The 20894-nt window shown below is 68.3% G+C and carries 18 protein-coding genes; 17 read left to right on the top strand and 1 reads right to left on the bottom strand.

What is annotated here, in order from left to right; translation table 11 throughout:
- Positions 1-5 precede the first annotated feature (5 nt).
- From M9978_RS12135 to M9978_RS12055, 17 genes are all read left to right on the top strand, one after another.
- A complete protein-coding gene (locus M9978_RS12135; protein WP_254293520.1) occupies positions 6-617 on the top strand; it encodes a hypothetical protein in 612 nt (203 codons plus the stop codon).
- Positions 614-2371 (top strand): peptidoglycan D,D-transpeptidase FtsI family protein, encoded by a 1758-nt coding sequence (locus tag M9978_RS12130; RefSeq protein ID WP_254293518.1) that lies wholly within the window; start codon positions 614-616, stop codon positions 2369-2371. Before M9978_RS12135 ends, M9978_RS12130 begins: the two co-directional genes overlap by 4 nt.
- Complete coding sequence (locus M9978_RS12125) at positions 2368-3783, top strand: UDP-N-acetylmuramoyl-L-alanyl-D-glutamate--2,6-diaminopimelate ligase (RefSeq protein ID WP_254293516.1); 1416 nt, start codon at positions 2368-2370, stop codon at positions 3781-3783. The genes M9978_RS12130 and M9978_RS12125 overlap by 4 nt, the downstream gene beginning before the upstream one ends.
- Entirely contained in the window at positions 3780-5174 is a 1395-nt protein-coding gene (locus M9978_RS12120) for a UDP-N-acetylmuramoyl-tripeptide--D-alanyl-D-alanine ligase (RefSeq protein ID WP_254293514.1), read from the top strand. Before M9978_RS12125 ends, M9978_RS12120 begins: the two co-directional genes overlap by 4 nt.
- A 4-nt stretch (positions 5175-5178) precedes the next feature.
- A complete protein-coding gene (gene mraY / locus M9978_RS12115; RefSeq protein WP_254293512.1) occupies positions 5179-6249 on the top strand; it encodes a phospho-N-acetylmuramoyl-pentapeptide-transferase in 1071 nt (356 codons plus the stop codon).
- Positions 6246-7580 carry a UDP-N-acetylmuramoyl-L-alanine--D-glutamate ligase gene (gene murD, locus M9978_RS12110; RefSeq protein ID WP_254293510.1) on the top strand — a complete coding sequence of 445 codons (1335 nt, stop codon included), beginning with the start codon at positions 6246-6248 and terminating at the stop codon, positions 7578-7580. Before mraY ends, murD begins: the two co-directional genes overlap by 4 nt.
- 47 nt (positions 7581-7627) lie before the next feature.
- Positions 7628-8800 (top strand): FtsW/RodA/SpoVE family cell cycle protein, encoded by a 1173-nt coding sequence (locus M9978_RS12105; RefSeq protein WP_254293507.1) that lies wholly within the window; start codon positions 7628-7630, stop codon positions 8798-8800.
- Positions 8800-9963, top strand: coding sequence for an undecaprenyldiphospho-muramoylpentapeptide beta-N-acetylglucosaminyltransferase (gene murG, locus M9978_RS12100; protein WP_254293505.1), 1164 nt, complete (start codon positions 8800-8802; stop codon positions 9961-9963). The genes M9978_RS12105 and murG overlap by 1 nt, the downstream gene beginning before the upstream one ends.
- Positions 9960-11390, top strand: a complete 1431-nt coding sequence (gene murC, locus M9978_RS12095; protein ID WP_254293503.1) for a UDP-N-acetylmuramate--L-alanine ligase — start codon at positions 9960-9962, stop codon at positions 11388-11390. The genes murG and murC overlap by 4 nt, the downstream gene beginning before the upstream one ends.
- Positions 11387-11581, top strand: a complete 195-nt coding sequence (locus M9978_RS12090; protein WP_254293501.1) for a hypothetical protein — start codon at positions 11387-11389, stop codon at positions 11579-11581. Before murC ends, M9978_RS12090 begins: the two co-directional genes overlap by 4 nt.
- Positions 11578-12519, top strand: a complete 942-nt coding sequence (gene murB, locus M9978_RS12085) for a UDP-N-acetylmuramate dehydrogenase (RefSeq protein WP_254293499.1) — start codon at positions 11578-11580, stop codon at positions 12517-12519. Before M9978_RS12090 ends, murB begins: the two co-directional genes overlap by 4 nt.
- Positions 12516-13451 carry a D-alanine--D-alanine ligase gene (locus M9978_RS12080; protein WP_367305078.1) on the top strand — a complete coding sequence of 312 codons (936 nt, stop codon included), beginning with the start codon at positions 12516-12518 and terminating at the stop codon, positions 13449-13451. Before murB ends, M9978_RS12080 begins: the two co-directional genes overlap by 4 nt.
- Positions 13448-14368 (top strand): cell division protein FtsQ/DivIB, encoded by a 921-nt coding sequence (locus M9978_RS12075; RefSeq protein ID WP_254293495.1) that lies wholly within the window; start codon positions 13448-13450, stop codon positions 14366-14368. Before M9978_RS12080 ends, M9978_RS12075 begins: the two co-directional genes overlap by 4 nt.
- Positions 14369-14376: 8 nt before the next feature.
- Entirely contained in the window at positions 14377-15639 is a 1263-nt protein-coding gene (gene ftsA / locus M9978_RS12070; RefSeq protein WP_254293493.1) for a cell division protein FtsA, read from the top strand.
- Between the two features lie 130 nt (positions 15640-15769).
- Positions 15770-17278: a cell division protein FtsZ gene (gene ftsZ / locus M9978_RS12065; protein WP_254293490.1), complete on the top strand. Its 1509-nt coding sequence runs from the start codon at positions 15770-15772 to the stop codon at positions 17276-17278.
- Between the two features lie 128 nt (positions 17279-17406).
- Positions 17407-19392 carry an SPOR domain-containing protein gene (locus tag M9978_RS12060; RefSeq protein ID WP_254293488.1) on the top strand — a complete coding sequence of 662 codons (1986 nt, stop codon included), beginning with the start codon at positions 17407-17409 and terminating at the stop codon, positions 19390-19392.
- A gap of 40 nt (positions 19393-19432) precedes the next feature.
- On the top strand, positions 19433-20596 hold the full coding sequence (locus tag M9978_RS12055) for a deoxyguanosinetriphosphate triphosphohydrolase (RefSeq protein WP_254293486.1): 1164 nt from the start codon (positions 19433-19435) through the stop codon (positions 20594-20596).
- Here the strand turns inward: M9978_RS12055 and M9978_RS12050 are convergent.
- Entirely contained in the window at positions 20593-20868 is a 276-nt protein-coding gene (locus M9978_RS12050; RefSeq protein ID WP_254293484.1) for a hypothetical protein, read from the bottom strand. The two genes, M9978_RS12055 and M9978_RS12050, sit on opposite strands and share 4 nt — an antisense overlap.
- Positions 20869-20894: the final 26 nt, after the last annotated feature.

Below are 20894 nucleotides of genomic sequence, written 5' to 3'. Positions count from 1 at the left end.
CGGTGATGGCGATAAAGGCATTGAACGGGTTCGGCTGGTTCCTGACCGGGGTGATCGTGGCCCCGGGCTGTTATCTCGTCTCGTCGCAGGTGGCGTCGGAGCGCGCGCGCGTCGAGGGGCTGGAACGCGCGATCGTCAAGGCGCGCAAGGATATTCGCGGGCTGGAAACCGAATTCGACACGCGCGCAAACCTCGCCCAGCTCGAACGCTGGAACGGCGAAGTGATGCGCTACACCGCGCCGACTCCCGCGCAGTTCCTGCCGGGCGACGCCGCGCTGGCGCAGCTGCGGCCGCTCGAGGGCAATGGCCTGGCCGAGCGCTATGCCGCGATGGTGGTGCCCGAGGGCGTGCCCGATGTCGTGACCGGCACGGCCCGGACCGCGTCGGACGCGGTCGCTGCCGTGGCGCCTAAGCCCGCGGCAGTGGCGGCAGCGGTAACGTCGGCGCCGGCGGTGAAGTCCGAGACGATCGCGGCGGCGGTGTCCAAGCCGGTTCGCGCGGCGGCGGCGAAGGCCAAGGACGAGGCAGTCGCCGCGCTCGACAGCAGGCTGCTCAAGGACAGCTCGTTCGGCGATCTGATGAAGGGCGTGCGCGCGGAGGCAAAGAAGATTCGGTGACCGTCCTCGTCGCCCCCGCGCATCGTGATCGCCCGCGTCCCGGTTCCCGGCACGCGGGCGTCGCCGTCGCGCATGTGCGGCTGATGATCCTGGCGCTGCTGTTCGCCGCGGCGATCAGCGTGATCGTCGGGCGGCTGGCGCTGCTCGCCTTGTTCGCGGAGCCGCAGAGTTCGCCGAGCATCAACGCGATGCTGGTGCCGTTGCGCGGCGACCTGGTCGACCGCAACGGCGCGCCGCTCGCGCGGACGATCGACGCCTGGTCGATCGGCGTGCGGCCGGGCAAGGTGATCGGCGACAAGAACGAGCTGGCGCGGATGCTGGCGGCGACGCTGCCGGGCAAGAGCGAGGGCGAGTATCGCGCGCTGCTCGATAGCGAGTCCAAATTCACTTATCTGAAACGCCGCGCGGTGCCCGAGCTGGTCGCGGCAGTGCATGCGCTGGGCGAGCCGGGGATCGAGTTCGCGCGCGAACCGCAGCGGCTCTATCCGCAGGCGGCACTGGCGGCGCACACGCTCGGCTATGTCGATTTCGACGGCAAGGGCGCGTTCGGCATGGAGCTGGCGCTCGACAAGCAGCTGACCGATCCGGCGCGGCGCGGCCAGCCGGTGGCGCTCTCGCTCGACCTGCGCGCGCAGGCGGCGCTTGAGAGCGAGCTGGGGCAGGCGATGACCAGCTTCCAGGCGCGCGGCGCGGCCGGGCTGATCATGGACGTGGCGACCGGCGAACTGGTCGCGGTCGCGTCGCTGCCGACGTTCAACCCCAACAACGTCAAGGGGTCGAATCCCGAGCATTTCCGCAACAACGTCACGCAGAGCGTCTATGAGCTGGGCTCGACGTTCAAGCCGCTGACGATGGCGATGGCGATCGAGACCGGCGTGGTGCCGTCGATGGCCAAACGCTATGACGCGACCGCGCCGCTTCAGGTCGGCGGGTTTCGTATCCGCGACGACCATTCGCAGCGGCGCTGGCTCAACGTGCCGGAGACGCTGATCCACTCGTCGAACATCGCCACCGCGCGCATCGCCGACGAGCTGGGCAAGGAGCGGATGGAGACGATGTTCCGCAAGCTCGGCTTCGATCACAAGCCGCCGGTCGAGCTGGGTGGCCTCGCCGGGCCGCTCTGGCCGAAATATTGGGCGCGCACGACGGTGATGACGACCGCTTACGGCCATGGCATCGCGGTGACGCCGCTGCATCTCGCCAGCGCCTATGCCTCGCTGGTCAATGGCGGGATGTGGCATCCCGCCACGCTGCGCAAGATCGAGCCAGGCAAGACGCCCGAGGGCCGCCGCGTCTTTTCCGAGGCGACGAGCGCGCGCATGCGTCAGCTGTTGCGGCTGATCGTGACGCACGGCACCGGCAGCAAGGCCGACGCGCCGGGCTATCGCGTCGGCGGCAAGACCGGCACCGCCGAAGTGCCCGGCGCGGGTGGTTACAAGCGCAATCAGAATGTTTCCACGTTCGCGGCGGCTTTCCCGATGGACGCACCGCGCTATGTGGTGCTGGTGATGCTCGATTCCCCCATCGGAAATGCCCAGTCATTCGGTCTGACCACCGCCGGCTGGACCGCCGCCCCGGTCGTCAACCGCGTGATCATGCGCACCGGCGCGATGCTGGGCGTGGTACCCGACGAGACGCGCGACGTCGATGTCTCCGACGTGATTCCGCTGCTGTGGAAGGCCGAGCCGAAGAACAAGGGCACCGCCGTCGCCGCCGTGCGCGCGCCGATCGTCGCGCCGGGAGCCGGGGAGTGAGGCTGGGCGAACTGACCGGCGGCGCCGAAGACACGATCGTCACGGGCTTCGCCATCGACCACCGCAAGGTTGCCCCCGGCACGGTGTTCGGCGCCTTTCGCGGGATCAAGTTCAACGGCGAGGATTTCATCGCGCAGGCGGTGGCGAGCGGCGCAGTGGCGGTGGTGGCGCGGCCCGAGGTGACAGTCGAGGGCGCGGCGCATATCGCGAGCGACCACCCGCGCACCGAGTTCGCACGGATCGCGGCGCGCTTCTTCGCGCCATTCCCCGAAACGTCGGTGGCGGTCACCGGCACCAACGGCAAGACCTCTACCGTCGAGATGGTGCGGCAATTGTGGCGGATGGCGGGGCATCATGCCGCGTCGATCGGCACGCTGGGCGTGACCACGGCGGACGAGATGGTGTCGACCGGACTGACGACGCCGGACGTGGTGACATTTCTGTCGAATGTCGCCGGGTTGGCGCGCGAGGGCGTGACGCATCTGGCGTTCGAGGCGTCGAGTCACGGGCTGTCGCAATACCGCACCGAAGGGCTGCCGGTGAAGGCGGCGGCGTTCACCAACCTGTCGCGCGATCACCTCGATTATCATGCCGATATGGCCGATTATCTGACCGCCAAGCTACGGTTGTTCGCCGATGTGCTCGATTCCGATGGGACGGCGGTGGTGTGGGCCGATGATCCGCATTCGGAGCGGGTGATCGATATCGCGCGGATGCGCGGCAACCGCATCATGACGGTGGGCGAGCATGGCGACGCGCTGCGGCTGGTGTCGCGCGAGCCGACACTGCTCGATCAGAAACTGGTGATCGCCGCCGACGGGGCCGAGCATCGCGTGAGCCTGCCGCTGATCGGCGGCTATCAGGCGGCGAATGCGCTGGTCGCGGCGGCGCTGGTGATCGCGACCGGTGGCGACACGGCGGCGACGCTGGGCAATCTGGCGCGGCTGCAACCTGTTCGCGGGCGGCTGGAGCGGGCGGCGATCAGCCGCAGCGGGGCGCCGGTCTATGTCGACTACGCGCACACGCCCGATGCGATCGAGGCGGCAATTGCTGCATTGAAACCGCATGCCGAGGGGCGGCTGATCCTTGTGCTGGGTGCGGGCGGCGACCGCGATCCGGGCAAGCGCGAGCCGATGGGGCAGGCCGCGGCGGCGGGCGCGGATGTGGTGATCGTGACCGACGACAATCCGCGCAGCGAGAGTCCGGCGGCGATCCGCGCGGACGTGCTCAAGGGTTGCCCCAACGCGGCCGAGATCGGCGACCGGCGTGCGGCGATTGCCGCCGCCATTGCCGAGGCCGGGCCGCAGGATATCGTGCTGATCGCGGGCAAGGGGCATGAGGAGGGACAGATCGTCGGCAGCATGGTGCTGCCGTTCGACGACGTTACGGTCGCGCGCGAGATGGCGGCGTGACGGAAGCACTCTGGACCTCCGCCGAAATCGCATCGGCGACCGGTGGCACGGCGTCGGCCGAGTTCGAGGCCGGGGCGGTCGCGTTCGACAGCCGCGAGGTGGGGTCGGGCGCGCTGTTCTTCGCGCTGACCGGCGAATCCACCGACGGACACAAATTTCTGGATCAGGCCTTCGCGAGCGGGGCCGCGGGTGCGGTCGTTTCCTCCCAGACACCGCACCCCAATATTCTGGTGGGCGACACCACCATAGCACTGGAGAATCTGGCGCGGGCGAGCCGCAAGCGGATCAGCGGCGTGGTGATCGGCGTCACCGGATCGGTCGGCAAGACCGGGACCAAGGAAGCGCTGTTCGAGTGCCTCGACCGCATCGCGCCCGGGGAAGCGCATCGCTCGGTCAAGAGCTACAACAACCATACCGGCGTGCCGCTGAGCCTCGCCCGCATGCCGCGCGAGACCAAATATGGCGTGTTCGAGATGGGCATGAACCATGCCGGCGAACTGCTCGCGCTGACACATATGGTGCGGCCGCATGTCGCCGTGGTGACGACGATCGCGCCGGCGCACACCGAGTTCTTCGCCAGCGAGGAAGCGATTGCCGACGCCAAGGGCGAGATCTTCCAGGGGCTGGAGCCGGGCGGGACCGCGATCGTGCCGTTCGACAGCCCGCATCGCGACCGGCTGATCGCGGCTGCCGAACCCCATGCGGACAAGATCGTGACGTTCGGGCTTGGCGAGGGCGCCGATGTGCGCGCGATCGAGATCCTGCCGGGTCAGCCGGGCGGGACCTTCGTCACCGCGCAGATCGGGGCGGCCAATGAAGATGGTGGGCGGACGCTGGGCTTCACGCTGTCGCAGCCGGGTGATCACTGGGTCGCCAATGCGATGGCGGTGCTGGCGGCGGTCGATGCGGCGGGCGGCGATCTGGAGCAGGCGGGGCTGGCGCTGGCCGAGATGGGCGGTCTGGCCGGGCGCGGCGCACGCTTCAAGACCGGAGCGGGCGACGGCACCGCGCTGGTGATCGACGAGAGCTACAACGCCAACCCTGCATCGATGCGCGCGACGCTGGCGGTGCTGTCGGAAACGCGCGCCACGCGGCGGCTGGCGGTGCTGGGCGAAATGCGCGAGCTGGGCGAGCAGTCGGCGGCTTTTCATGCCGGGCTGGCCGGCCCGATTCGTGACGCCGGCGTCGAAGCGTTGCTTCTGGTCGGTGAAGGGATGGCGCCGCTCGCACGAGCGCTTGAGGGCCATATCGAATTGGTCCATGTGCCCGACGCCGCTGCCGCCCGTGAGCGCATCGAGACAATGCTGCGCCCGGGCGATGCGGTCCTCATCAAGGGTTCGAACGGGGTCGGGCTGTCGCGCGTGGTCGCGGCGCTGGCGGGAAGGGCATAGGCGAATGTTGTACGAGATCGCCGAGTGGCTGGGCTTTCCGGGGCTCCTCAACCTGATCCGCTATCTCTCGTTCCGCACCGGCGCGGCGGTGGCGACGGCGCTGGTGATCGGCCTGATCATCGGGCCGCGCTTCATCGGCTGGCTGCGCGTGCGGCAAGGCAAGGGCCAGCCGATCCGCAGTGACGGGCCGCAGAGCCACCTCGCCAAGCGCGGCACGCCGACGATGGGCGGCCTCATGATCCTCACCAGCCTCGCGCTGTCGGTGTTCCTGTGGATGGACCTCAGCAACCCTTATGTCTGGGCGTGCATGTTCGTGACGCTTGGCTTCGGCCTGATCGGGTTCCTCGACGACTATGACAAGGTGCGCAAGGCGAGCACGGCGGGCGTTTCGGGGCGCACGCGGCTGCTCGGCGAGTTCGTCATCGCGGGCGTCGCCGCGTGGGTCATCACGCAGCAGAACGGGACCGTGCTGTATGTGCCGTTCTTCAGCCAGTTCAGCGTCGATCTGGGGCCGGCCTATATCGCCTTCGCCGCGTTCACGATCGTCGCGTTCGGCAATGCCGTGAACCTGACCGACGGGCTCGACGGCCTCGCGACGATGCCGGTGATCATCGCCAGCCTCGCTTTCCTGCTGATCGTCTATCTGGCGGGCAACAAGGTGTTCGCGGCGTATCTCGGCATTCCGCATGTGCCCGGCGCGGGCGACCTTGCCATCTTCTGCGGCGCGATCGTCGGCGCGGGCCTCGCCTTCCTGTGGTTCAATGCACCCCCAGCCGCGGTGTTCATGGGCGATACGGGTTCGCTCGCCTTGGGCGGGGCGCTAGGTGCGATTGCGGTCACCGCGCATCACGAGCTGGTGCTGGGCATCATCGGCGGGCTGTTCGTGGTCGAGGCGATGAGCGTGATTATCCAAGTGTTCTTCTACAAACGCACCGGCAAGCGCGTGTTCAAGATGGCGCCGATCCACCATCATTTCGAGCAACTGGGCTGGAGCGAGCCGACTGTCGTCATCCGCTTCTGGATCATCGCCTTCGTGCTGGCGCTGGCCGGGCTTTCGACGCTCAAGCTGCGGTGATCACGAGCGCGGCCTGGCGCGGCAAACGCTATGCGGTGCTGGGGCTGGCGCGGTCCGGGGCGGCGACGGTGCGTGCGTTGGTCGCGAGCGGGGCCAGCGTTGTAGGATGGGATGACAACGAAGGCGCGCAGAGCGCTGTTTGGAAACAGCTCAAAACTGATCGCGTGGAAATCGGCAGTGAGCCGGCGTTCACGACGAAGGATTGGGTGAAGTTTCCGATCGACCTTCGACAGTTCGACGCACTGATCGTATCCCCCGGCGTGCCGCTCAATCGGCATCCGATCCGCACCAAGGCGGCTGATGCGAACGTGTCCATCATCGGCGATATCGAGCTGTTCGCGCATGCGCGGGCTGAACTGCCGGCGCACAAGGTCGTCGGCATCACCGGGACCAACGGCAAGTCGACCACCACCGCGCTGATCCACCATATCCTGGGCACGGCGGGCATCCCTGCGCGGCTGGGCGGGAATATCGGGCTGCCGATCCTCGATCAGGAACCGTTGCCGGAAGGCGGGGTCTATGTGCTCGAGCTTTCGAGCTATCAGATCGACCTGACGCAGAGCCTCGATTGCGACGTTGCCGTGCTGCTCAACATCACGCCGGATCATCTCGACCGCTATGACGGGTTCGCGGGCTATGCCGCGTCCAAGGCGCGGCTGTTCGCGATGCAGTCGAAGGGGCATGCAGCCGTGATCGGAATCGGCGACGAAGCCTCGCAGGATGTGGCGAAGCAGGTGTCGCGATCGGGACGGGCGGAAGACCTGACCAAGATTGCGGCGGGGGTGTGCCTCGACCAGTCGCGCTGGCCCGCGCTGCAGGGACCGCACAATGCGCAGAACGCGCTCGCCGCAATTGCCGCGTGCGAGGCGCTGGGGGTGGATCAGGCGAGCATCGACCGCGGGCTGGAGACATTTCCGGGCCTGCCGCACCGCATGGAGCGGGTGGCCACGCGCAATGGCGTGCTGTTCGTCAACGACAGCAAGGCGACCAACCCCACCTCAACCGCGCCGGCGCTGTCGGCATTCAAGGATATCCACTGGATATTGGGCGGGCAGGCCAAGACGAACGACCTCGACGCATGCCGTCCGGGATTCCCCAATGTCCGCCGCGCCTATACGATCGGCCAGGCGGCGGGGCTGTTCGCCGATTTGCTGAAGGATGAGATGCCGGTCGAGCAGAGCGATACGCTGGAAGCAGCGGTGCAATCCGCCGCGGCGCAGGCAGCGGCGGGCGAGACGGTGCTGCTGTCGCCGGCCTGCGCATCGTTCGACCAGTTCAAGGACTATGAGGATCGGGGCGCGCGGTTTCGCGCGGCGGTGGGGGCACTATGACCGATGTGAGACGGAACGTCCCGGCGCTGCGCGGTTGGCGCGGACGCATGGAAGACAAGCTCAGCCGGGGTAGCAACTCCAGCTTCGGCCTGTGGTTCTGGGAGATCGACCGCGTCCTGCTGCTGCTCGCGATGCTGCTGATCGGGATCGGGCTGATCGCGGTCGCGGCGGCGTCGCCGGCCTCGGCGGTGCGCTATTCGGACGAGGGCAAGACCTTCGCCGCGATGCATTATTTCTGGCGGCAGGCGCTGTGGGTCGGCGTGTCGCTGCCGGTGTTGTTCATCGTGTCGATGCTGCCGGTCAGCCTGGCGCGGCGCATGGCGATCCTGGGCACCGCGGTATGCCTGGTGCTGGTCGCGGTGGCGGGGTTCTTCGGCGCCGAGGTCAACGGCGCGCGGCGCTGGATCGGGATCGGCTTTGCGAGCTTCCAGCCCTCCGAGTTTCTGAAGCCGTTCTTCATCGTGACGACCGCGTGGTTCCTGTCGCTGCGCGCCAAGGACGAGACGCTGCCGGTGATCCCGCTGACCGGGGTGCTGACGGCTTTGGTCGCGGCGCTGCTGATGAAGCAGCCCGATTTCGGGCAGACGATGGTGTTCGGCCTCGTATGGATCGTGCTGCTGATGCTGGCGGGGATCTCGACGCGGGCGATGGGCGTGCTGGGCGGCGGCGCGGTGGTCGGCGTGATCTCGGCCTATATCTTCTACGATACGGCGCGCACGCGGATCGACAGCTTCCTGTTCCCCGATCCCGAAAAGGCGGCGGCGGAGCATTACCAGACCGACATGTCGCATGCAGTGCTGACCGCCGGCGGCGCGACCGGCACCGGGCCGGGCGGCGGGACGGTCAAGTTCAAGCTGCCCGAGGCGCATACCGACTATATCTTCTCGGTCGTGGGCGAAGAGTTCGGCCTGATCGCGTGCATCGGCATCGCCATCCTGTATCTGGCGATCATCATTCGCGTGCTGGTCAAGCTGCTCGACGAGGAGGATAATTTCCGTCTGCTCGCCGCGGCGGGGCTGGCGGCGCAGTTCGGCATTCAGGCGCTGATCAACATGGCGGTGAACACCGGGCTGGCGCCGTCCAAGGGCATGACGCTGCCGTTCATTTCCTATGGCGGGTCGTCGATGGTGGCCCTGTCGATCGGCATGGGGCTTCTGCTCGCTTTCACGCGCCGGAACCCGTATCTCAAGCGCTCGCCCTATACGGTTCGAGGAAGTTGATGGGTTCGGGTAAGCATTATGTTCTGGCAGCCGGGGGTACCGGCGGGCACATGGTTCCGGCAGCGGCGTTGGCCGCCGAGCTGACGCGGCGCGGGCACAAGGTCGCGCTGCTCAGCGATACGCGCGGGGCGCGCTTCCCCGACCTGTTCGACGGGGTCGAGACGCGTGTGGTGCAGGCCGGGCGGTTTTCGGGCGGGCCGGTCGGCTGGATCAAGACCGTCGGGCTGATGCTGCGCGGGCGCGAGCAGGCGTTGCAACTGTATCGCGAGTTCAAGCCGGCGGCGGTGATCGCGTTCGGCGGCTATGCCTCGATGCCGGCGCTGATGGCGGCGTTCTCGGTGAAGGTGCCGACGATCATCCACGAGCAGAATGCCGTGCTGGGCCGGGTCAACCGGCTGGTGGCGGGGCGCGTGAGCGCGATCGCGACGAGCTATGACAAGGTCGAGCGGCTCAAGCCAAGTCATGAGAAGAAGACGCATCTGGTCGGCAATCCGGTGCGCGAGGCGGTGCTGGACCTGCGGCTCAAGCCCTATCCGCCACTGGAAGAGGACGGCATCTTTCGCGTGCTGGTGACCGGAGGCAGTCAGGGCGCTTCGGTACTGTCCGAGGTGGTGCCCGACGGACTGGCGCTGCTGCCGGTGCATTTCCGCCGCCGCTTGCAGGTGACACATCAGGCGCGGGTCGAGGATATCGACGATGTGCGCCGCAAATATGCCGAGCATGGCATCCCGGCGGAGATCGCGACCTATCTGCCCGACCTGCCCGAGCGGCTGGCCTGGGCGCATGTCGTGATCGCGCGCGCGGGCGCCTCGACCATCGCCGAGCTGACCGCGGCGGGGCGGCCCGCAATCCTGGTGCCGCTGCCGAGCGCGACCGACGATCACCAGACCGCGAACGCGCGCGAGATCAGCGCGGCGGGCGGCGCGCGCACGATCCCGCAGCGCGCCTTCACCCCGCAGGAACTGGCCAAGCAGATGCAGAAGCTGGGGCTGGAGCCGGTGGGGCTCGCCCATGCCGCGGCATGTGCCCGCAGCGTCGGGCGACCCGATGCGGTGCGCGATCTGGCCGATCTGGTCGAATCGATCGATGCCGACTGGGCGTCGGCAGGGTTGGGCCGGGCCGAGCCCGTCAAGGTCCGGCAAGGCGGGGAGGCGTTCGCATGAAGGGCGTCGCTACGGACATCGGTACCATCCATTTCGTCGGGATCGGCGGGATCGGCATGTCGGGCATTGCCGAGGTGATGCACAATCTCGGCTACAAGGTGCAGGGCAGCGACAGCGCCGAGGGCTATGTCGTCGAGGGGCTGCGCAAGCGCGGGATCGCGATCACGATCGGGCAGAGCGCCGACAATCTCGGCGATGCGGCGGTGGTCGTGACCTCGACCGCGATCAAGCGCGACAATCCCGAGGTGCAGGCGGCCTATGCGCGGCGCATTCCGGTGGTGCGGCGCGCCGAGATGCTGGCCGAGCTGATGCGGCTCAAGTCCACCGTCGCGGTGGCGGGGACGCATGGCAAGACCACGACGACCAGCATGATCGCGGCGTTGCTCGATGCGGGCGGGGTCGATCCGACCGTGATCAATGGCGGGATCATCAACCAATATGGCTCGAACGCGCGGCTCGGCGACAGCGAGTGGATGGTGGTCGAGGCCGACGAGAGCGACGGCAGCTTCCTACGATTGGACGGCACGATCGCGGTGGTGACCAATATCGATCCCGAGCATCTCGACCATTATGGCTCGTTCGACGCGGCGAAGGATGCCTATGTCGAGTTCGTCGAGAATGTGCCCTTTTACGGCGCGGCGTTGCTTTGCCTCGACCATCCCGAGGTGCAGGCGATCATCCCGCGCGTGCGCGACCGGCGGATCGTGACCTATGGCTTCGCGGCGTCGGCGGACGTGCGCGGGGTCAATGTCCATCCCTATCCCGGCGGCAACAAGTTCGAGGCGATCATTCGCTCGCGCGATGGCTCGACGCGCTCGATCGAGGGAATCGACCTGCCGATGCCGGGGCGGCACAATGTCCAGAACGCGCTCGCCGCGATCGGCGTGGCGCTGGAGATGGGCATCGCCGATGCGACGATCCAGAATGGCTTCGCCAAGTTCGGCGGGGTGAAGCGGCGCTTCACCAAGGTCGGCGAGATCGGGTTCGATGTCGGCAATCCGGCGATCGTGATCGACGATTATGGCCATCATCCGGTCGAAATCCGCGCGGTGCTGGCGGCGGCGCGCGAGAGTGTTGAGGGCAGGGTGATCGCAGTGGTGCAGCCGCACCGCTATTCGCGACTCGGCAATCTGATGGACGACTTCGCGCAGGCATTCAACGATGCCGACATGGTGTTCGTCTCGCCGGTCTATGCGGCGGGCGAGGCACCGGTCGAGGGCGTCGATGCCGAGGCGCTGGTGGCGCGCGCAAGCGAGCGCGGGCATCGCGCGGCGGCGACGATCGCCGACGCTGGCGCACTGGCGGCGACGCTGGCCGACGTCGCGCAGCCGGGCGATCTGATCGTGTGCCTGGGCGCGGGCGACATCACCAAATGGGCGGCCGGCCTCGCCGATGCGGTCAATGCGCAGCGGAAAGTGGCGGCATGAGCGACTGGTTCACCCTCGCCACCGACATGCAGCGCGAAATCCTGCGCGCGCAGAAGGCGCAGATGGATGCGGCGAAGAAGCTGCTCGATGCCGGCGAACCGGTGACCGATCTGCAGGAAGCCGGGCAGAAGGCGGCCGAGGCGAACCTCAAGCTGTGGAAGCAATGGGCGAAATATTGGGGGATCAAGTGAGCGTCGCGCTTCTCCCCAAGGTGCGGGGGAAGCTGACCGCCGACGCGCCGCTGGCGCCGCTCGTCTGGTTCAAGAGCGGCGGGCCGTCGGAATGGCTGTTCGAGCCGGCGGATGTCGAGGATCTGTGCGCGTTCATGGCCGAGCTGGATCCGGCGGTGCCGGTGATGGCGCTGGGGCTGGGGTCCAACCTGATCGTGCGCGACGGCGGCGTGCCGGGTGTGGTGGTGCGGCTGGGCAAAGTCTTTGCCAAGGTCGCGCCGCATGGCGATTCCGAGGATGACCTGACGCTGGACTGTGGCGGCGGTGCGTCTGGGATCCTCGTATCCTCGACGGCACGCGATGCGGGGATCGCCGGGCTGGAATTTCTGCGTTCGATCCCGGGCACCGTCGGCGGCTTCGTGCGGATGAACGGCGGCGCCTATGGCCGCGAGACGGCGGACATATTGGTCGATTGCGACGTGGTGCTGCGTTCGGGCGAACTCGTGACGCTGCCGGCCGCCGACCTCGATTACACCTATCGCCATTCCGAGCTGCCCGACGGCGCGGTGGTGGTGAGCGCTGTGTTTCGCGGCAAGCGCGGCGATCCGGCGGCGATCCAGGCCGAGATGGACCGCATCGCCAACGCGCGCGAGGAATCGCAGCCGCTGCGTAGCAAGACCGGCGGCTCGACCTTCAAGAACCCGGCCGGGCAAAAGGCATGGGCACTGGTCGACGCGGCGGGCTGTCGCGGGATGACGCGCGGCGGGGCGCAGGTGAGCGAGAAGCACACCAACTTCCTGCTCAATCTCGGTGACGCGACCAGTGCGGACATCGAGGGTCTGGGCGAGGATGTGCGGGCAAAGGTGAAGGCGCATTCCGGCGTCGAACTGGAATGGGAAATTCAGCGTGTCGGCGTGTTCGCCGACGACGAACAAGAGCGTGTGGGTGTATCGAAGTGAGTGAGAAGTTGCACATCGCGGTTCTGATGGGTGGCTGGTCCGCGGAGCGGCCGGTGTCGTTGATGTCGGGTGAGGGCGTCGCCGAGGCGCTGGAGTCGCTCGGGCACAAGGTCACGCGGATCGACATGGACCGCGACGTCGCTGCGAAGCTTGCGGCGGCGAAGCCCGATGTCGTGTTCAACGCGCTGCACGGCACGCCCGGCGAGGACGGGACGGTGCAGGGCATGCTCGACCTGATGGGCCTCAAATACACGCATTCGGGCCTCGTCACCTCGGTGATCGCGATCGACAAGCAGCTGACCAAACAGTCGCTGGTGCCGCAGGGCATTCCGATGCCGGGCGGGCATATCGTGTCGACCGCGTCGCTGTACGAGCGCGACCCGCTGCCGCGGCCCTATGTGCTCAAGCCCGTCAACGAGGGCTCGTCGGTCGGGGTGGCGATCGTCACCGCCGAGGGCAATTATGGCAACCCGATCTCGGCCGAAGCCAAGGGGCCGTGGCAGGAGTTCGACGAGTTGCTCGCCGAACCGTTCATCCGCGGGCGCGAACTGACCACCGCGGTGCTGGGCGACCGCGCGCTGCTGGTGACCGAACTCAAACCCAAGAGCGGCTTCTATGATTTCGACGCCAAGTACACCGACGGGCTGACCGAGCATGTCTGCCCCGCCGAGATTCCCGACGAGATCGCCGAGGCGTGCAAGCAGATCGCGCTCGACGCGCACCGGCTGCTCGGCTGCAAGGGCGCGTCGCGCTCGGACTTCCGCTGGGACGACGATCTCGGCGTCGAGGGGCTGTTCCTGCTGGAGGTCAACACCCAGCCGGGGATGACGCCGCTGAGCCTGGTGCCCGAACAGGCGAAGAAGCTGGGCATGAGCTATCCCGAGCTGGTTCAGGCGATTGTCGACGAAGCACTCGAGGCGGATGCGGGATGAGCCGCAAGCCGCCCTCTACCAGAGCGCCCGCCAAGCGTCCGTCGGTCAAGCCCAAGCGGCGTGCGCAGAACTCGCGCGCGGTCGCCAAGAAGAAGCAGCCCAACGTGCTCGACCTCGCCATCGCGGCGCTTCCGGTCAGCGAGGCGACGCTGCACCGGATGACGGTGTGGGGGATCACCGGGATCGCGGTGGCGTCGGTGCTGGGCGTGGCGACGATCTTCGGCGTGCCGGGGATCATCGGCAGCGCGGTGGCGGAGAGCGTCGGCCGCGCGGGCTTCCGCGTCGAGCAGGTCGAGGTTACCGGGATCAAGCGCGCCGACAAGATGGCGGTCTATAACTACGCGCTCGACCAGAAGTCGCAGGCGATGCCTTTGGTCGATCTGGAGGAAGTGCGCGGCAAGCTGATGTCGATCGGCTGGGTGGCGGACGCGCGCGTCTCGCGGCGGCTGCCCGACACGCTGATGATCCATATCGTTGAGCGCAAGGCGGCGGCAGTGTGGCAGCACAAGGGTCAGCTGATGCTGATCGACGCCGAGGGCGTGCTGCTCGAGCCGGTGTCGGCCGAGGCGATGCCCGACCTGCCGCTGGTGATCGGTGACGGCGCCTATGCGCAGCAGCCTGCCTATCAGCGGCTGCTCGATGCCGCACCGGCGCTCAAGCCGCTGGTCAAGGCTGCAACGTGGATCGGCAACCGGCGCTGGGATCTGAGCTTTAACACCGGCGAGCGGCTGGCGCTGCCCGAGGGCGAGGCGGATGCGGCCAAGGCGCTGACCAAGTTCGCCGAGCTGGACGGCGCCGACCGGTTGCTGGGGCGCGGCTATATGCGCTTCGACATGCGCGATCCGACGCGGCTGGTGGTGCGGATGCCGGGGCAAGTGGTTCGCAAGACGATCGAAACGGCGAGTGTGGGCGAGTAGGGGGATTTATGGCGAAGACGGCACCTGAGGGACTGATCACCGCGCTCGATATCGGATCGTCGAAGGTCTCGGCGCTGATCGCGCAAAAGGGCGATGGCGGCGAGCTGGTCGTGCTCGGCACCGGCCAGCGCGAGAGCCGCGGCGTCCAGCGCGGCTATATCGCCGACATGCACGCGACCGAGGTCGCGGTGCGCGAGGCGGTCGAGCAGGCCGAGCGCATCGCCGGCACCAATATCGAGAATGTGTGGGTCAGCTTCTCCGCCGGGGGCATGGAATCGAACATCCTGCGGCTGGAGGTCGATCTGGGCGGGCACCGCGTCGATCAGTCGGACGTCGACGATCTGCTTCGCGCAGGACGCGACGCGATCAATCCGGGTGGCCGCATGGTGCTACACGCGCAGCCGACGCGCTACACGTTGGACGGTTTGGCGGGCGTCAAGCAGCCCAAGGGGCTGCATGCCGAGCGGCTGGGCGTCGACATCCATGTTGTGTCGACCGAGGGCGCGCCGGTGCGCAACCTCGATTTGTGCGTCCGTTCGGCGCATCTCGAGGTCAAGTCGATCATCGCCGCGCCGGTCGCGACGGGACTGGCGTGCCTGAGCGAGGAAGAGCGCGAGCTGGGCGTGGCGCTGGTCGAGATCGGCGCGGGCGTGACCAACGTCTCGGTCTACAAGGACGGCGTACTGACCGGACTGTCGTCGATCGCGTGCGGATCGGCCGACATCACCGACGATATCGCCAGCGCGTTCGGCACGCGGCGTGGCCAGGCCGAGCGCATGAAGTGCTTTTACGGCTCGGCGAATATGACGCCGCGCGACAATCACGAGATGATCGACGTCGCCCCGCTCGCGGCGCAGGAGGAGAATGCCGAGGGCACGCGCATCACCCGCGCGCAGCTGATCGCGGTGATCCGCCAGCGGCTCGACCGGCTGATGGTCGATATCGCGAAGGAACTGACCAAGCTCAATTTCGAGGACCCGGTCGGGCGGCAGATCGTGCTGACCGGCGGCGGCGCGGAGCTGAAGGGCATCGCCGACTATGCGCAGCAGGCGTTGGGGCGGTCGGTGCGCGTCGGGCGGCCGCGCGGCCTGTCGGCGCTGCCCGAGGCGCATGCAGGACCGGCCTTTGCGACGCTGGCGGGGCTGGCGACCTTTGCCGCGGCCGATCCGGTCGACCTGCGCACGCTTGAGCCGGCGGGGCAATTGGTTGTCCGCGCCAACCCCAAGGCGATGTTCCAGCGGATGATCGCGGCATTTCGGGCGAATTACTGAAATGGGTGAATGACTGAAAATACTTGTTGATGACTGGTTAAATGCGCTGGCACCGGCGGAGTCCATGGTGCAGACATGAAGGTTAAGCAGGCCGCGTCGTGGGGTGCGTCGCTTGAGGAGACAGGTTAGCATGAGCATCGACTTCCTTCCGCCCGACCTCGACGAGCTGACCCCCCGGATCACCGTCATCGGTGTCGGAGGCGCGGGCGGCAACGCCATCGCCAACATGATCCGAGCCGAGGTGCAGGGCGTCGAGTTCCTGGTCGCCAACACCGACGCGCAGGCGCTCAAGCAATCGACGGCGGCGCACCGCATCCAGCTCGGCGCGAAGATCACGCAGGGCCTGGGCGCGGGCAGCCGGCCCGAGATCGGGCGCGCGGCGGCGGAAGAGACGATCGAGCATGTGCAGGAGTCGCTCAACGGCGCGCACATGGTGTTCATCGCGGCCGGCATGGGCGGCGGCACCGGTACTGGTGCGGCGCCGGTGATCGCCAAGGTGGCGCGCGACATGGGCATCCTGACCGTGGGCGTGGTGACCAAGCCGTTCGCGTTCGAGGGCAAGAAGCGCGCCCAGTCGGCCGAGGCCGGCATCGAGGAACTGCAGAAGTACGTCGATACGCTGATCGTCATCCCCAACCAGAACCTCTTCCTCGTCGCCAATGCGAACACGACCTTCAAGGAAGCGTTCCAGATGGCGGACGAGGTGCTGCAGCAGGGCGTGCGCGGCATCACCGACCTGATGGTCATGCCGGGCCTGATCAACCTCGACTTTGCTGACGTGCGTTCGGTGATGAGCGAGATGGGCAAGGCGATGATGGGCACCGGCGAGGCGAGCGGCGACAGCCGCGCGATCGAGGCGGCGCAGCAGGCGATCGCCAATCCGCTGCTCGACGGCGTGTCGCTCGACGGGGCCAAGGGCGTGATCGTGTCGATCACCGGCGGCGACGACATGCGCCTGCTGGAAGTCGACGAGGCCGCGAACCACATTCGCGAGTTGGTCGATGACAACGCCAACATCATCTGGGGCTCGGCGTTCAATCCCGAGCTGGAAGGCAAGATCCGTGTGTCGGTCGTTGCGACCGGCATCGAGGCGGACCCGGCGAAGAAGGCCGCTGCCGCATCCGCCGCCGACACGTCGCGCAGCTTCTCGTTCGGCACGGTGCGCCGTCCACTGACGCCCGCCGCTGCGGACGTCGCGCCTGAGCCGGTGGCTGAGCCCGCGCCCGAGCCGGTGGCCGAAGACGCAGCGGAAGAGACAGCGCCGGTCGCCGAAACCGCCGAGCAGGGCTTGTCGGTGAGCGCGCCCGAGGCCGACATGAGCGATGAAGAGTTGACGCTCGAAGCGCCGCTGGCGGCCGAAGCGCCGGCCGCGGAAGAGCCGCTGCGGTTCGAAGACGAGCTGGTGCTGGGCAGCGATGCCGTGGTGCCCGAGCAGCCCGAAACGCCGCCCGAACCGACGATCCGCCGGCGCTGGCTGACCGGCGGCGGGAGCGACGACGAGGCGCCGGCGGCGGAGACACCCAGGCGCGGCGGCACGCTGTTCGAGCGCATGGCGGCGGCGCGTGGCGGTGGGAAGGACGAGGACGACAAGGATCCGCTGGATATTCCGCGCTTCCTCAACCGCCAGAACAACCAGTAATCGCGAGCGGCCCCGTCCCTGACCGGACTGGGCCGTTTCGCTTCGCCGCTCGCGCGGCTCGCTTCGCCGACGATGGCAGAAACCGACAGTGCGCGTTCAGCCGCGGCGTGGTGTAGCGGCGGACAGGCATGAACCGGATTTCCAATTTTCGCGCTCGCGCGGCGCTTATCGTGCCGGCGCTGGCGCTCGCGACCGTTTCGTTCAGCGCTTCGCGCGCCGCAGCACAGGAAGTGGCGCCGCCCGCCACGCCCAATGCCGACCGCCTCGCCGAACAGGTGCGCATCCTCACGCGCGATCCTCGGAACGTGCGCGCGCTGCTGGCGGCAGGCGAGCTGAGCGCGCGGTTGAACGATCCTTCTGCTGCGGCGGGCTTCTTCGCGCGGGCGCGCGCGCTCGATCCGGGCAACCCGCGGCTTCAGGCGGGCCAGGCGATGGTGATGGTGCGCATGGAGCGGCCGGGCGAAGCGCTGCGGCTGTTTGCCGAAGCGGCGCGCGGTGGGCTCGACATTGACGATTATGCGTCGGACCGCGGGCTTGCCTATGACCTGATCGGCGCGCAGGCGCACGCCCAGCGCGATCACCGCGTGGCGATGCGGCGCGATGCCGACGACGAGACGCGGCGGCGCTACGCGCTGTCGCTCGGCATCAGCGGTGACGCCAAGCAGGCGATGGACGTGCTCGAGCCGCTCCTGCGCAAGAGCGACCGCGCGGCGTGGCGCGCGCGTGCGTTCATCCTCGCGATGACGGGCGACGCGGTGGGCGCGGACAAGATCGCGGCGAGCATGATGGGCGGGTACGGCAGCGCGCTGTCGCCCTTTTTCCGACGGTTGCCCATGCTGGCCGCTGCCGACAAGGCATTCGCCGTTCATTTCGGCGAGATCCGGCGCACGCCGGCGCGGGTTGCCGATGCGAGCATCGCGCCGCCGCTGCCCGCGTGGCGCGGAGAGCCCGGCGTGGCGGTGGCCGCCGCGCAGCCAGTGCGCGTGCCGCCACCGACCGACAGCGGCGCGCGGGGGGGCGAGGCTGGTTCAAGGCGCGCCGAGCGGCAACCGTTGCGGCGCGTCAGCGCGCGCGAGCAGCGTGAGACCGAGGCGCGCGCGGCCGAAGCACTGCGCCAGGCCGAGTTGCAGACGCAGCAGCGCGAGGCGCAGCGACTGTCCGACCTCAGAGCGCAGCAGGAACGCGATGCGCTCGCCGCACGGCAGCGCGAGAGCGAACGGCTGGCGGCCGAGCAGGCGGCGCGCGAGGCCGAGGCGCGCCGTGTCGCTGAATTGCAGGCGCGCGAGCGCGAGGCGGCAGCGCAAGCGGCGCGGGTTCGTGAAGCGCAGCGGCTGGCCGAAGCGCAGCCACAACCGCAGCCGGAACCGCCGGTGCCCGCAGAAGCGCCGCCAGTACAGGTGGCGGGCGCGAGCGACGCGCCGCCCGCCACACCGGCACCAGAGCCAGCTGAAACCGCGCCGCCGGCACCGGCGCAGATTGCCGCCGCACCGCCAGCGCCGGCTGTCGGACGCGAGGACAATGTCATTGCCCGGATCATTTCGGGGATTACCATCCCGGCGTCGGAGCTGGGCGTCGAGCCGATGCCGGGCGAGCAGCGCGCGCCGGCCGAGCCCCAGCCATCACCGCCGCCACCCGCCGCGCCCGTTCGTGTGGCACGCGCCGCGCCGGTTGTGCCCAAGCCCGCTGCGGAAAAGCCGCGGCCCGAACCGGCCGCGGCCAAACCTGCCGCCAGGGACAAACCGGTCGATCCGAAGGCCAAGGCCACCGAGGCTAAGAAGGCAACTGAGGCAAAAGCCGCGGCGGCGAAGACCAAGGCCAAGCTTGACCCCGCCAAGGCCGAACCCGCACGCCATTGGGTTCAGGTTGCAGGTGGCGCCAATGTGAGTGACCTGCCCAAATCGTGGCGCGGGCTCGTCGCCAAGGCACCGGCCGAGTTTCGGGGCAAGCAGGCGTGGACCACGCCGCTGCGCTTCACCAACCGGCTGCTGGCGGGACCGTTCAGGACGCCGGCCGAGGCGCAGGCGTTCGTCAACGCGATCGGCAAGAAGGGCCTGTCGGCGTTCGTCTGGACGAGCGAGGCCGGGCAGAAGATCGAGAAGCTGGCGGCGAATTGATCTATGTCGCGGCGATGTCGATTCGCCTGACAACCACCGCATGACCCTTGCGCCCTATGCCAGCGATCCGGCGCGCAGCCGCGGGCGGTTGCATGTCGAGGGTGACGGCACGGCGCGCGGGCCGCGCGATGCGTTCCAGCGTGATCGCGACCGTATCGTTCATTCGATCAGCTTTCGCCGGCTGCGCCACAAGACTCAGGTGTTCATGGCGCCCGATGGCGACCATTTCCGGGTGCGGCTGACTCACAGCCTGGAGGTCGCACAGATCGGGCGCGCAGTGGCGCGGACGCTGGGGCTGAACGAGGATCTGACCGAGGCTTTGTGCTTGGCGCACGACATCGGCCATCCGCCGTTCGGCCATGCCGGCGAGGACGCGTTGAAGGCGGCGCTGGGCGATCAGGGCGGGTTCGACCATAATGGCAACACGCTGCGCGCGCTGATGACGGTCGATTGCCCCTATCCCGGCTGGGACGGGCTGAACCTGAGCTGGGAGGCGCTGGAAGGGCTGGCCAAGCATAACGGCCCGGCGCGGCATCCGGGCTGGGCGCTGGCCGCCGCAAACGCGGCGTTCCCGCTGGAGCTGGGCAGCCATGCGTCGCTGGAGGCGCAGGTGGCGGCGATCGCCGACGATATCGCCTATGACAATCACGATATCGACGACGGGCTGCGGGCCGGGTTGTTGACGATCGAGCAGTTGCTCGACGTTCCGCTGGTCGCGCGCGGTTGGGACGCGGTGCGTGCGCGGTTTCCGGATGGCGAGCCGAAACGGCTGATGCGCGAACTGGTGCGCGCGCAGATCGGGGTGATGGTCAACGACCTGATCGGCGAGACACGGCGGCGCGTCGCGGACGCTGGCGTCGCGACGGTCGAGGATGTGCGCGCGGCTGGCGAAACGCTGGCCCGCTTCTCCGACGAGATGCGTGAGGCCGAACGCGCGCTCAAGCGCTTCATGTACGCCAATCTCTATCACCACCCGCGCCAGCTCGAAGCGGCGGCGGCGGCGCAGGGGATCGTCAGCGGGCTGTTCGCGGCCTATTCGGCAGACCCCGGGCTGATGCCCGAGGGCTGGGGCGATTGCCTGCCCGCGGACGAGCCGTGGCGCAGCCGCCATATCGCCGACTTCATCGCCGGGATGACCGACCGCTACGCGATCACGCGGTATCGCGAAGCGGTCGGCCCGATCGACTTGCCCGAAGGCTTTTAGTTCACGCTGGCGGTTTCGACCGCCCCGGCCAGCGGCTTGGCGATGGTGAAGGAGACCGGCGCACCGCCGACCAGACCGGTCACGCGCTTGCCGCGCACGGTGAGGGTATAGGCCGAACCGGTCGACGTCTTGCCGGTGATGACGGTGTTCGCACCCTTCTGCGCGCTGGAATAGGTGTAGGTCACGCCGTCGCGGGTAAAGCTGCGCTCGCTCGCGCTGGCCGCGGCGGGAACGGCGAACAGGGCGGCGGCGAGGATCAGGGTCTTGGTCACGATCTTTCTCCCTTGGTTAGAGCCAG

The organism is Sphingomonas tagetis (genome assembly GCF_024211275.1).
GTDB classification, from domain to species: Bacteria; Pseudomonadota; Alphaproteobacteria; order Sphingomonadales; family Sphingomonadaceae; genus Sphingomonas; species Sphingomonas tagetis.
This window is presented reverse-complemented; position numbering and strand designations above follow the sequence as displayed.

Excerpts from the sequence above, each read along its gene's own strand:
- M9978_RS12135 (WP_254293520.1), top strand. The coding sequence starts at position 6 with ATGGCGATAAAGGCATTGAACGGGTTCGGCTGGTTCCTGACCGGGGTG.
- mraY (WP_254293512.1), top strand. The coding sequence starts at position 5,179 with ATGTTGTACGAGATCGCCGAGTGGCTGGGCTTTCCGGGGCTCCTCAAC.
- M9978_RS12105 (WP_254293507.1), top strand. The coding sequence starts at position 7,628 with ATGGAAGACAAGCTCAGCCGGGGTAGCAACTCCAGCTTCGGCCTGTGG.
- murG (WP_254293505.1), top strand. The coding sequence starts at position 8,800 with ATGGGTTCGGGTAAGCATTATGTTCTGGCAGCCGGGGGTACCGGCGGG.
- murC (WP_254293503.1), top strand. The coding sequence starts at position 9,960 with ATGAAGGGCGTCGCTACGGACATCGGTACCATCCATTTCGTCGGGATC.
- M9978_RS12090 (WP_254293501.1), top strand. The coding sequence starts at position 11,387 with ATGAGCGACTGGTTCACCCTCGCCACCGACATGCAGCGCGAAATCCTG.
- M9978_RS12075 (WP_254293495.1), top strand. The coding sequence starts at position 13,448 with ATGAGCCGCAAGCCGCCCTCTACCAGAGCGCCCGCCAAGCGTCCGTCG.
- ftsA (WP_254293493.1), top strand. The coding sequence starts at position 14,377 with ATGGCGAAGACGGCACCTGAGGGACTGATCACCGCGCTCGATATCGGA.
- ftsZ (WP_254293490.1), top strand. The coding sequence starts at position 15,770 with ATGAGCATCGACTTCCTTCCGCCCGACCTCGACGAGCTGACCCCCCGG.
- M9978_RS12060 (WP_254293488.1), top strand. The coding sequence starts at position 17,407 with ATGAACCGGATTTCCAATTTTCGCGCTCGCGCGGCGCTTATCGTGCCG.
- M9978_RS12055 (WP_254293486.1), top strand. The coding sequence starts at position 19,433 with ATGACCCTTGCGCCCTATGCCAGCGATCCGGCGCGCAGCCGCGGGCGG.